This is a genomic window from Arthrobacter sp. 135MFCol5.1 (genome assembly GCF_000374865.1).
In the GTDB taxonomy this organism is placed as follows: Bacteria; Actinomycetota; Actinomycetes; order Actinomycetales; family Micrococcaceae; genus Arthrobacter.
The window spans coordinates 72950-85192 of the sequence record NZ_KB895459.1 but is presented as its reverse complement, the minus strand read 5'-3'; the positions used below and the strand labels follow the sequence as shown (position 1 = coordinate 85192).

Annotated in this window: 12 protein-coding genes; 6 read left to right on the top strand and 6 right to left on the bottom strand. The window is 59.9% G+C overall.

The window, feature by feature from the left end:
• Positions 1-20 precede the first annotated feature (20 nt).
• Complete coding sequence (locus C563_RS0113205; protein ID WP_018762538.1) at positions 21-635, bottom strand: TetR/AcrR family transcriptional regulator; 615 nt, start codon at positions 633-635, stop codon at positions 21-23.
• Between the two features lie 151 nt (positions 636-786).
• Here C563_RS0113205 and C563_RS0113200 point away from each other — a divergent pair, with 151 nt between their 5' ends.
• The 3 genes from C563_RS0113200 to C563_RS0113190 are packed head-to-tail and all read left to right on the top strand — an operon-like array spanning position 787 to position 3744.
• A complete protein-coding gene (locus C563_RS0113200; protein WP_155845174.1) occupies positions 787-1887 on the top strand; it encodes an alkene reductase in 1101 nt (366 codons plus the stop codon).
• Positions 1888-1901: 14 nt separating this feature from the next.
• The gene (locus C563_RS0113195) at positions 1902-2696 is read left to right on the top strand and encodes an SDR family NAD(P)-dependent oxidoreductase (protein ID WP_081624169.1); all 795 of its coding nucleotides are present in this window, start codon (positions 1902-1904) and stop codon (positions 2694-2696) included.
• 4 nt (positions 2697-2700) lie between these two features.
• Positions 2701-3744: an MBL fold metallo-hydrolase gene (locus C563_RS0113190; RefSeq protein WP_155845173.1), complete on the top strand. Its 1044-nt coding sequence runs from the start codon at positions 2701-2703 to the stop codon at positions 3742-3744.
• A gap of 146 nt (positions 3745-3890) precedes the next feature.
• On the opposite strand, the gene ribA is transcribed toward C563_RS0113190, so the two are convergent.
• The 3 genes from ribA to C563_RS0113175 all read right to left on the bottom strand — a co-directional run bounded on the left by ribA (position 3891) and on the right by C563_RS0113175 (position 6691).
• Entirely contained in the window at positions 3891-4586 is a 696-nt protein-coding gene (gene ribA / locus C563_RS0113185) for a GTP cyclohydrolase II (protein WP_026264790.1), read from the bottom strand.
• A gap of 198 nt (positions 4587-4784) precedes the next feature.
• Positions 4785-5102: an EthD family reductase gene (locus C563_RS0113180; RefSeq protein ID WP_018762532.1), complete on the bottom strand. Its 318-nt coding sequence runs from the start codon at positions 5100-5102 to the stop codon at positions 4785-4787.
• An 8-nt stretch (positions 5103-5110) separates the two neighbouring features.
• Positions 5111-6691 carry an acyl-CoA carboxylase subunit beta gene (locus C563_RS0113175; protein ID WP_018762531.1) on the bottom strand — a complete coding sequence of 527 codons (1581 nt, stop codon included), beginning with the start codon at positions 6689-6691 and terminating at the stop codon, positions 5111-5113.
• Positions 6692-6818: 127 nt separating this feature from the next.
• Between C563_RS0113175 and C563_RS0113170 the strand changes: the two genes are divergently transcribed.
• On the top strand, positions 6819-7316 hold the full coding sequence (locus C563_RS0113170; protein WP_018762530.1) for a MaoC/PaaZ C-terminal domain-containing protein: 498 nt from the start codon (positions 6819-6821) through the stop codon (positions 7314-7316).
• A gap of 11 nt (positions 7317-7327) precedes the next feature.
• Positions 7328-8524 carry an acyl-CoA dehydrogenase family protein gene (locus C563_RS0113165; protein ID WP_196803348.1) on the top strand — a complete coding sequence of 399 codons (1197 nt, stop codon included), beginning with the start codon at positions 7328-7330 and terminating at the stop codon, positions 8522-8524.
• 76 nt (positions 8525-8600) lie between these two features.
• Here C563_RS0113165 and C563_RS0113160 read toward each other — a convergent pair whose 3' ends face one another.
• A complete protein-coding gene (locus C563_RS0113160; RefSeq protein WP_018762528.1) occupies positions 8601-9050 on the bottom strand; it encodes a cupin domain-containing protein in 450 nt (149 codons plus the stop codon).
• Between the two features lie 162 nt (positions 9051-9212).
• Between C563_RS0113160 and panD the strand changes: the two genes are divergently transcribed.
• Positions 9213-9671: an aspartate 1-decarboxylase gene (gene panD / locus C563_RS21305; protein WP_081624168.1), complete on the top strand. Its 459-nt coding sequence runs from the start codon at positions 9213-9215 to the stop codon at positions 9669-9671.
• A gap of 1661 nt (positions 9672-11332) precedes the next feature.
• On the opposite strand, the gene C563_RS21290 is transcribed toward panD, so the two are convergent.
• A complete protein-coding gene (locus C563_RS21290) occupies positions 11333-11989 on the bottom strand; it encodes a GDSL-type esterase/lipase family protein (RefSeq protein WP_081624167.1) in 657 nt (218 codons plus the stop codon).
• Between the last annotated feature and the right edge of the window lie 254 nt (positions 11990-12243).

Genomic DNA, 12243 nt, shown 5'->3' with positions numbered 1-12243 from the left:
TGCCGGGGAGTGCTGGTGCCTTACGCGTTCTGTATGACTCTGGCGTCCGCGTCCGGGATGTTTAGTTCGCGCAGAACCAGTTTGGTGTAAACGGCGACGATCTCGTCCAGGTTCATCCGGCCTCCCGGCTTGAACCACCCGGCGATGTGTGTGGCTTGGGCAACGAAGCTGTAGACGTGAATTTTGGCATCGATGACGTCGGCGATTCCTGCCCGCCCGGCGTCCTCGACCAGTCGTTGGAGGAACAGTTCGTACTCGTGGCGTTTTTCGATGACAACCTGGCGGGCACCCTCGGAAAGGGAGCGAAGCTCAGCGTTGCCGATGAATACCTCCTGGGCTCGTTCGGCATGGAAGGTCAGGTGGGCCGCCAACGCCGCCTGGAGCCGCTCAACGGCGTCGCCGGTGACCATTGCCGCCTTGCTGGTGACGTCCATCAGATCGTCGATGATCCGGCCCATAATCTGCAGCAGCAGGTGCTCCTTACTGTCAATGTGGTTATAGAGGCTGCCGACCTTCAGGCCGGAAGCGGCGGCAATCTGGCGCAGACTCGTCGCGTCATAGCCCCTATCAAAGAACAGTTGGGCAGCTTCCGACCGGATCACATCCGCACTGTTGCGCTCACTCAATACCGTCATCGCGGTCCACCCTTCTTTTGCCCAACCCTCCTGCGCCGCTTGCCGGCTGACGACTCCGATTGAGGCAGCAGTGGTGTTGACTTTCGTGTCAGGAACTCGTTCACTGTTATTGACGTACGAACGATCGTACTCCTACACGATGAGGTGTGTCTTGCTCGCTCAACTGTTCGAACCGATGGTCCTTGGCGGCCAGACTCTGCCCAACCGCTTCGTACTTCCTCCCCTCACCCGGAGCAGGGCCCAGGCGGACGGTGTTCCGACCCCCCTGATGGCCGAGTATTACCGGCAACGGGCCGGCGCTGGCCTCGTCATCAGTGAGGGCACTGTTGTATCCCCGCAGGGTTCGGCCTACCCGCAAGTCCCGGGCCTCTACACGGAGGCGCAGGTCGAGGCCTGGCGCCCGGTCGTTGCTGCCGCCCGCTCAAAAGGAGCCGCCGTTTACGCCCAGTTGTGGCACGTGGGGCGCCAGGCGCATTCCTCCGTGCAGCCTGACGGGCGGCCGCCCGTGGGGCCCTCCCCGATAGCCATTGCCGGCTGGGAATACCGCACCCCGGACGGACCGGTGCCCTTCGAAGTTCCGCGGGCGCTTAGTGAGGCTGACATCGCCGGAATTATCGCTCAGTTCGTCACTGCTGCACGGAATGCGGTCGCGGCCGGTTTCGACGGCGTGGAGCTCCACGCTGCCAACGGCTACCTGTTTGACCAGTTCTTCAACTCCAGCTCTAACCAGCGCACGGATCGGTACGGCGGATCGATCGAAAACCGGCTCCGGTTCCTCTATGAGGTCATTGAAGCGGTGAGTGCGTTTGTGCCGGTCAACCGGATAGGCGTTCGAATCTCGCCCTCGTCCAACTGGATGGACGTGTCGGATCCTGACAAGCGAAGCCTTTACTCTGCCCTGGTACGCGGTGTCAGCGATCGGCGCTTGGCTTACCTTCACCTGGTCGAACCAGGAATCGCCGGAGCAGTCGATGCGGAAACGGACCCCACCGCCATCGAGAGCACCGAATTGGGAGCACTCTTTGACGGCCCGGTCATCGTCACCGGTGGCCATACTCCCGAGACTGCCGCCGCAGCCGTCGGATCCGGAAGTGCTGACCTCGTGGGCTTTGGCCGCCTCTTTATCGCCAATCCTGACCTGCCGCGAAGGGTCCTGCATGAAGCAGAACTCAGCGGGCTGCGGGAAGAAGGCCTTTACGCCGGCGGCCCCATTGGCTACACCGACTACCCCGAACTGCAGTCCTCCAACTGAGAACCTAACGAGAGATGAACCACGACGTGTTTCCAGATCCACATGCCCCCTACCGCGACCGCGGGCGCAACGTGCTGATAACAGGAGCGGCGGGGGGAATGTGCCGCGGAATCAACAAACGCCTTGGAGAGGCCGGCCACACGCTGCTCTGCGTCGACCTGGACCTGGATCGCTGCCAGGAAGCGGTGAAGGAGCTGCGCGGCATGGGATTTGACGCACACGCCTTCGCCGCGGACGTTACCCGGCAAGACGACGTGGAACAGCTCAGGGCGGAAATCGAGGAAACCGTTGGTACGGCCCAGGTCCTTATCAACGCGGCGGGAATCCTTGACCGAAAGATGCTTCTGGACCACGACGTGGCGAGCTTCAGGCGTGCCGTCGATATCAACCTTGTGGGCCCCTTCGCCCTCATCAGGGCTTTTGCTGAGGATCTTCTCGCTGCCAATTGGGGCAGGATCATCAACATCTCCTCCATTGCAGGGACGACTGGGTACCCGTATCCCAGCTATGCAGCCTCAAAGGCAGGGCTGTCGAACCTCACCCGCTCCTTGCTGATGGATTTCTGGGGCACCGGCATTACGGTGAACTCCATATGCCCGGGTGTTGTCGACACTCCCATGGTGATCCAGCAGGTCCGGGACCAAGTCCCGAACAAAGTCCCCACCGGGAGGATTGTGGATCCTGAGGAAATAGGTGCACTCATCGCCTTCCTTCTGACCGACGATGCGCAGAGCATCAACGGAGCAGACCTTGTGATAGACGGCGGTGCCACCCAAATCTTCCGCTTGTTCGACGCCGCATCGGTATAGCTATATGGAGATCACCGGCGTGCGTCAGCACGAGGCATGGCGGAACAAAGTAATGCCGCCCGTGGAGCGTGTAGCCGAGGGTATGTGGTCGGTTCCTGTGGTGTTTCCGGGGAATCCAATGCGCTATACCCTCGCCTACATTGTGATGGAGGACAACGACTGCCTCGTCGTGGACCCTGGCTTCGACAGTCCTCAGGGACGGATCGACCTCCTGGCTGGCCTTCAGGTCGCCGGGGTCACCGCCAACGACGTCACCGGCATACTGGCCACCCACTTCCACACTGACCATCTGGGGATGGCGCGATGGCTGCGGCGATGGTCCGGCGCCTGGATTGCACTGGGCCGCGCCGAGAAACGCTATATCTCGGCCTTTAATGATGCAAGGGAAGAAATATCCGCCGACCGGTCACGCATGCAAACCTGGGGCGTGCCCGAGGACCGGGTGAACGAGGCAGCATTGGATCTCGACGGGCTGAAGCATCTGAAGCAGCTAGCAGACGCAGATTTGCGGGTGAGTGACGGCGAACCGATTCCTATCTCCGGAGGCACTCTGGTAGTGGTGGAAACACCCGGGCACACACCGGGTCACATCTGTCTGCGAGATGAAAGCCGCAAGGTATTCCTGAGTGGCGACCACGTTCTTCCGCGGATAACCCCCAACGTCTCGCTGGAGATGCGGGGCGATCCTGACCCGTTGCGCAGCTGCCTCGAATCTCTTGACCGCATTCAAGAGGACGAAGACATAGAAGTACTGCCGGCTCATGAATACCGCTTCCGCGGCCTCACCGCCCGCGCACGTGAGTTGAAGTCCCTGGCGCTGGCGAGGTCCGACGAAGTCCTCGCGCTTATTCAGGGGCAGCAATACCCCACTGTCTGGAGCATCGCGTCCCACCTGCACTGGTCCAGGGGCTTCCAGTCCCTGGGCGGTCTCCAACTGAGGCTCGCACTTAGCGAAACAGCGGCGCACTTGCAGTATCTGCGTACCTCAGGTCTCGAACATGACGTTGAAGGCCTTTCAGAACGCTGTGTAATCGGTGCCCCGCTCTGAAACGGAGGCGGGCATTATTCATCCATTGCTCGTTGAGGCAGGTGCCATCAGGCCCCACGAGATCCCCGTCTTCCCATGCCCCAGGGTCAACGACTCCCTATACCGGATACCCAAGGCCGGCTCCCTGCTACTGAGGGGTAGCCGCCCTATTCGTTTGCCACTGCCGACGAGGTGAGGAGAGGCAGCGAAACGTGGTCGCCACGCAGATTCAACTTGTGGTCCATCCGGTCCCGCTTTGTCTTCAGGTACTCTATGTTCTGGTCCCGGGAAGGAACCTCCGTGGGCACCATCCCGACGACCGAGAGCCCGGCCTGGCTGAGACGGTCCTGTTTGTCGGGGTTATTGCTAAGGAGCCGCACCTTGCGCAGGCCCATTTCCATCAGGATCTGTGCAGCAGCCTTGTAGCATCGGGCGTCGATCGGCAGGCCCAGCTGTTCGTTGGCTTCCACGGTGTCGAAGCCGGCTTCCTGAAGGGCGTAGGCCTTGATTTTGTTGGCCAAGCCAATGCCCCGTCCCTCCTGCCCGCGAAGATAAATCAACGTGCCACCGAACCGGCTGATCACCTCCAATGCGTAGTCGAGCTGCTCGCCGCAGTCACACCGGTATGAGCCAAAGACATCACCGGTGAGGCATTCCGAGTGAAGCCGAACCAGCGGCGCTGTTCCATCCGAAGAAGGGACTGATGAGCTCACGGCAAGGTGTTCGATGCCCGTTACTTCATCAGTCCAGGCCTGAGCCCGAAATACTCCAAACCGGGTGGGCAGATCCACTACCGGACCGCCGTGGACGGCCGGCGCGCCGTGCACACCGGTTACGGCAGTCCTTGCTTCCAAACCTGACATAGCCCTTCCTCATTTCACTGACGGAACAGGCATGGGGGTGCCCGCCCTTATCGGGTGGCGGGCCGCCTGATCCTCTTTGATCGTTCGTGCTTCACCTAGGGGTAAAGCGTTGGCGACGAACGGGACACAGGCGCCACGACGTGTCCTGCCCGGACAGGGAAGGGCCGAATCGGTTGCTCGACTCGGCCCTTCCCTGGTTTATGCGTCGAGGTCGATTTCTCTCTCTTCGGCCAAAAACCAACGCATGTCATCGAGGAACTCATGCTCGTGTTCGAAGAGCACCCTCGCTTCCTCACCTGCATAGGCTTCTTTCACGTCTGCGACGCTGTCGAACCATAGCTCGGCCATGCCGTTGAATGGCCATTGCTTGGCGTGTTCAATCGCAGGATTCTGGCGGTATCGCCTCAACCCAGGGAGCTTGCGGACCAGGACCGGGTGCTCGACGTTCCACTTGTGGAGGAATTCCTCCCGGCTTAGACCTGCCTTGGCTGTGAGCACGGCTACGACTTTGATCATGGCACTTCCTAGGCAGGGGTGACGGCCTGGCGCCGTTCCACGGGAACAGTCTTCCGCCGGCCGTACAGATCCAGGCGCACCATCAGGTCAGCGCGCAGATCATTTGCTGGAACGACAGCCTCGACTGCATTGGCATTGGCGATCTTGAAGACGTCAATACCTTCGGCATACTCGTTGTGCTTTTCCATGATGAACTTCTGGCGCTCTTCCGGATCCTCGATCTCGTGGATCTGGTTGTAGTAAATGCCGTTGACTGCTGCATCCGGACCCATCAGAGCCGGCCGCGCCGTGGGAAGCGCGATCACGGCGTCAGGATTCATCGGTGCACCGGACATGGCCAGGTATCCGCCGCCGTATGCCTTTCGAACCAGCACAGTAATACGAGGGACCCTGCATTCCGACACTGCGAAAATCATCTTCGCGCCATGCCTGATGATCCCCTGTCGCTCAACAGCCGAACCGATCATGTAGCCGGCAATATCGACCAGGAAGAGGATCGGAATGTTGTACGCGTTGCAGATCCAAATAAAGCGTGCTGCCTTATCCGACGAGTCGGGAAAGATCGAACCTCCCATGTGTTTTGGCTGATTGCCGACCAACCCCACCGGACGGCCACCGATCCTGGCAAAGCCCGTCAGCATTTCCGGAGCGAACAGCTCCTTATAGGGGAACCAGCTGCCCTCATCGACCAAGGATTCGACGAACTCTTCCATGTCGAACACTTCGGCTTCCCGGAGGGGAACGATCTCTTCCAACGTTCGGCCGGGCCGCGGCTCCAAGGCCGGGGCCACCGGAGCGGGCTGCTCCCAGTTGGCGGGCAGGAAGCTAAGCCACACCCTAATGGCGGCAATGGCTTCGGCATCGTCTTCGACAAGAACATCACCGAGGCCAGAGACGGTGCAGTGCATCTCCGCGCCCCCCATTTCCTCAAGCGTGACCTTTTCGCCGGTCACCATCTCTGCCAAACGCGGAGATCCCAGATAGGCCGTGGCGTGACCGCGGACCATGATGGTCATGTCGCAAAGTGCAGGAACGTAGGCAGACCCGGCAGGGGACGGTCCGAAAAGCGCACATATCTGCGGAACGCGACCCGAGATCTGGACCTGGTTGTAGAAGATGTTGCCCCAGGCGTGGCGGCCCGCGAAGCTCTCGAACTGCTCATCAATGCGGGCCCCGGCGGAATCGAAAAGGTAAACGAGGGGGATTCCTGCCGCGTTGGATTTTTCTTGGGCGGCCGTGATCTTTTCGAAGGTCCGGTTTCCCCAGGTGCCTGCCTTGACGCTGAAGTCGTTGGCGATAACGCAGACCTGGCGGCCATCGACTCGGCCAAAAGCAATGACTACAGCGTCACCAGGCAGGCCGTCTTCGAAGCGGGCCAGTAGGCCGTCCTCTATATATTCGTTGTCGTCAAACAGTAGGGCGAGTCGGTCGCGGACCAGCAGCTTGCCGGAATCGACTATCTTTTTACGATTCTTCTCTGAACCGCCGAGCTTTGCTTGGGCGAGCTTCTCCTGGAGAAGTTCATGCACGGTAGGCGCCTGCTCGGCTGCGGTGGCGGGCGCGGCTTCCGTGATCGTAGTGGTGCTCATTAAGGCCTCCAGTTGAAACAACAAATTGAATACTTACGCCCTTCCAGTATACGAACGGTCGCTCGTTAGTCTAGTCTTGAGGCATAAGAAGCAAGACGGGCAATGATGCCCATGGCTGAGGAGCGAGATGCAGGATTTCGACAACGATCTCACGAAGGTTGCCACCCAGGCCCCCAAGGGGCGCCCTGACCACTATTGGGATGCCCTGGTCGAGGGGGATCGGATCCACAGCCCGGGCATTACCGTGAGTGAAGCGCATCTGGTTCAGTGGGCCGGCCTGACGGGCGACTGGGTCTCGCTGCATCTTGATGCCGAGTACGCAGCTAAGACCCAGTTTGGCCAGCGCATTGGCCATGGACCGCTGACCCTTTCTGTTGGGCTGGGTCTGCTCACCCAGACGGGATATTTCACTAATGTCACAGCATGGCTCGGCCTTGACGCTGTCCGTGCGGTACAGCCGGTGTTCATTGGCGATACCATCCACGTCGAGGCAACGGTCAGCACGGCTCGTCGAACTAAAAGGCCCGACGCCGGCATCTGGACCTTGGACTACGCCGTCATGAAGCAGGACGGCAGCGTGGTGATGACGTTCACCAGCAGTTTCATGATCAAACGGCGGTCCTGATGCAAGCAGGCATGGTTGAAGCGCTCCGCCGCTCGATGATCGAACCACGAGAAGTAACCGAGGCGCCGAATAATGCCGTGCTCAGGCGCAGGGTCCGTGCCCTGCTTGCCGAACACGTAAGCGCGGAACGATTGCGGCTCTTCGATGAAGCTGAAGAATACGACCTTGAGCTTTTCCGCCTCCTGGGCAGCGCCGGACTACTCGCTTTGGGCAGTGAGCTGCACGGTGCCGCCCCCTCCCATGCGGCACAGGCGGTGGTCCTGGAGGAACTGGGGGCGGGTCCCACCTCCGTCGGAGTCAGCCTCGTCGTCCAGTTCATGGGGCTCCAGCTGTTGCACGCGCACGGATCCGGTGAGCAGCGGGAGCGCTTTCTTGCGCCTTTGCGGACCGGTGAGGCTCGGGTCTCGTTTGGCTTGAGCGAGGCAGAGGGGGGTACTGATATCGCTCGGGCCATGTCAACAACAGCCACCAAGAACGCTGACGGCTCCTACACTATCAACGGGGCCAAAAAATGGATTGGCGGGGCGATGGATTGCGACTTCTTCATCCTCCTGGCGCGCACATCTCAGCTGGCCCATCCTGCCGTCGACGGGATCACGACGTTTCTTGTGCCCCGATCGAGTCCAGGAATCCGCACCGAGGAGATCGCAACCATGGGTATACGGGGGTTGGCCCAATGCGACGTCGCACTCGATAACGTCCGCGTCGCCGGTGACTGTGTGCTGGGCGAGGAGGGCCGTGGTTTCCGGCAGGTGCTGGATACGCTCAACGGGGAAAGGCTAAACGGAGCCGCTGTAGCCTTAGGAATTGCTCGTGGGGCTTTGGACACTGCTGTGGCCTGGGCCGGCGACCGGCGTGCCTTCGGTCGCCCCGTAGGCGCATTCCAGGCGCTTCAGCACGACTTGGTCGACGCGGCTGTCCAAATCGAGGCTGCCCGCCTGCTTCTGCAGCGGGCGGCCGAGTCCTCTGATACAGCGGGCTCGGCAGATCAAACTCTTTCTGCGATGGCCAAGCTCGCTGCCTCCTCAGCAGCAACGGGGGCCACCGATACGGGCATGAGAGTGATGGCCGGCTGGGGCATGGCCCGCGCCCTACCCATGCAACGATTCTTCCGGGATGCACGGCTTTATACCTTTGCACCCATCACTGATGAAATGACCAAGAACTATCTAGGGGAAAAGTTGCTGGGTCTCCCCCGTTCCTACTAGGGCAAGTCCGAGTGCTGCCCACGCGAAGGCGGGTGCCTTCCCTGATCCCAGGGAAGGCACCCGCCTTCGAGGTCTGTCAGGATTTGTAGTCGATCTCCAGATCAACAATGCCCTGATCGTGAAGGTTTACCACGATATTGTCCGGTGTGCGGGTCGTCATCCAGATCAGCTCTTCAGTCTTGCTTGCATTTCCTTCGATGTGCGGCATGAAGGGAGGTACGAAGACAAAGTCGCCTTCTTCCAAGTAAACGATCTCCCCGTAGCCTTCACCGAAACGGATAAACCCGCGGCCCTTGAAGACATACCCGCCCGTCTGAGCTTCACCGTGGTGATGCGGATCAGAAATTTCTCCAGGACCGGTGTAGACCTTTCCAAACCAAAGCTTGTCCACCGCACTATTTTCCCTGCTGACGCCAGAAATACGGCGTGCGTTCTGCGTCTGACCGGGAGCGGCTTGCAGATCAGCCGCGCGGTGTACTCGGAAAATGTCAGTGTTCTTGTTGATATCAAAGGCGACGTCAGTCATCGCTTGTCCTTTCAGAGGTGGCATCAGTGGCACTGCTTGGACTACTCACGGAGGCGGTGCGTCCTACATCCAAGTATCCTGCGCCGTAACACAGAGGTCAATACAAGCGTTTGTTCGTATACTGTGAAATGGACAAACTTCTCAGTCGAAGGTGCTTAACGGATGAATCGAAAGATGTTGTCGGCTGTAATCCATGACGCCATCGTGACCCAAGCAGACTTACACTACGTTGGATCAGTAACAGTGGACTTGAATCTCCTGGAAGCCGCGAACATTCTGCCGGGCGAGCTTGTGTCAATCCTTGACCGCACCAACGGAGCCAGGCTCGAAACCTACGTTATCGCCGGTGAACGAGGCTCCGGTGTTCTAGGCATAAACGGGGCCGCAGCCCATCTCATTAGGGTGGGAGATACGGTGGACCTGGTCACCTTCGCCGAGATGGCTTCTGGAGAGGCCCGAACTTTTGCGCCCGCCCTCCTAAACCTCAATGACCATAACGCCGTCGTCAGCGTTTCGGCCGCCACGGCCGCCCCAAGTGCCAGCGTCCAAACTCTGGCCGCTGTGGCGACCGCAAGGCAAAGCGGTCATCACTTGGCTTGGGCATGCCCCATTCCTTATTGAATACAGCAGCCTATCCTCGGCAAGGCTGCTGGGGGCATGCCCGATCTGACGGGAACGAGGCATCCCGTTCTGGCGGAATAGGATCCGCCAGGACGCCACCTCACGATTTGGGAACCGATGGCAGATAACAGCACAGCCACCATGACCAACCAGCGGAATTGAACAGGCAGCAGAAAGAGGCACCGACATGGCATTGGACATGCTGGATTGGAGTGCGATAAACGTTGGCGACGAAGTCGAGATACTCGACGGCCGCGCCGTCATCGCCCGCGGTATCGTTGACGCCCTGACAGATACCAAGGAAGTCCTATGGCTCTTACCCTCATTTGGCGGGACAGGGAGCCACGGGGCACGTCACAGCTATGACCTGCACCGACGCATGTTCCACCGCATTGATGGGTGGGGCGTAAGGGTCATAGGAACCGGTTTTCGCGAAGCGTAAACATGCCGACAGCATGGCTGGTCAAGGTCGTCATGCACGGAGCGAGCGAGGCCAGGGAACCCACGGGCACTGTAGACAAGGAAAATTCTTCCTCACCCCTCCTGGCAAACGTGGGGATGTCCGGGGGGAGTTTGTTGTTTTCGCAGCGCTTACCTCATGCCTGCACACTCAGCCAGACGAACTCGATATTCCCTTGCTGTGCGCGAACGGGATTGGGACTTTCCGAGGGGATTTCGTCCCGTAATCGGCGCGCAGCCTTAGGGACAAGCTCCAACCGTTGCAGACCCAGTTTCTTGCACGGTGGAGTTGCTTAGACAAACGCTGCAGCGAACAGGAGGTCCTCGTGTCCTAGGACAATGCCGTTGTGACTCCACGCCGACCTTTGCGCGTCGCCCGGTCATAGACAATGTGGGCCAATCTCTCGGGCTCCTGACCAGTTCGATTGCTCCTGGCCGACGGCCAAACGGTGCGTAGCCCGCTTGGCCGCATGGGGAGGCCGGCATGGCCGACAGGTCCTCGCGGCCGCACCCGGTGGTGAACCGCACCCCGCGGGAGCTGATGCGCCGGGTTGTGTACTTGCGCTGGAAGCAACGACTGGGGCCGGTGGCAATCGGGGCGAAACTGTCCATTCCGGCCTCGATCGTGCACGCGGCCCTGGTTCGGTGCCGGTTGAACCGCCTGCCCCACGTGGACAAGCGCCCGGGGAGGCTATTCGACGGCACGAGCACGACAAGCCCTGAGCCCTGCTCCACTTCGACGTGAAGAAGCTGGGAAATGTCCCCGATGGCGGCGGATTGGCGCTACGTTGGGCTAAACCACCCCCACCTGGGCAGCACAGCTAGGTGCTTAGGCCTGTGATCCGGCGATTTCATAGCGGAGCGAGACTCGCCAAAGTAGGCGGTGGCAACTCGTAGCGACTACGGTAGCCATTCCGGTACCCCACTAGGATTGGGCTGCCGGCAGAAGCCGAATCCCCCATTTTGCGATTGGAGTGACAAAGCTTGTCGCCTGAACTTCCACCACGGCCCGTGGGCCTGGTTTGTCAACTCAGCCAGGACTGGCCCGGGAGTGATGCAAATTTGACGAGCTGTTGAGCAGAGCACGCGATACGATGCTATAACGGCTTTTAAGGCAAGCACTACTCAGTTGCGGCCCCGCGCGTTCGGCAAAAAGGGGCAGGTGCACAGCGCAACCGCTGCCTTTCCCACTAGTTCTAGCATTACTCTTGCGGGCCCGGAGCATTTGATAATGAGAGTACGGAGAGTTCCTTGCGGAGGACTTCCACCCACGCTGCGTATCCCGCACCGTTGAGATGGAGGGCGTCGGCGGTGAATTCCTTACGGAGTGCTCCATCGGCGTCCGCCAGCGCTGGCCAGAGATCCACGAATACCGCACCTTCCATGTCCGCGATTTCCCGGAGGCGAACGTTCAACGCGCGAACGTCCCTGCTGTACTTGCGGCTTCGTGGCATGACGCTGTTGATCAGAAAGATAGCCTCAGGGGCCCGTTTGCGAATGTCCCGTGCAAGTGCTTGAATCGACGCCGCGATGTGCTCAGGTTTCCGTTTCCCGCCGCCAAGGTCATTGGTCCCTATCAGCAGCGATATCGCCAGGGGATCGTTGATCGCAGTGTCAAGCCTTGTTGCCACTCCCTGTACATTATCCCCGTTGATACCTCGGTTGAGGGTTGGCAGTTCGGGAAACCATTCGTCCCATTGGCCACCCTCAGTAATGCTGTCGCCCAGAAAAACAAGACGTCGAGGAGGGACGGGCAGCACCTCAAACTGTGAACGGCGCATAGCAATCAGTCGATTGACAAATCGGAGAAAGAACCGCGTGATCGGGTTCAGCGGTTGGTTCTGTCGGTCTATTAGCATTCCAAAACATTATTCCCACGGCGGGAAAAATGCAACGAGTCCACATAGCTGAGCCGCCCGAGAGGGCGTCCGAGAAACCGCCAGCTGCCACCTGCGGCCGGAGAGCATCGAGCGGACCTGAGGCTATAATCCTTTGAACGCCTCAGGTCCGCTCGATGCTCAGTGACCCGCTCCGCCTCGTGATCCAGTTAGTCGCCATCGACAGGAGGCTTCGTGGTCCGGATGACTTGCTTGCCTCTAGTACGGCTTCTTAG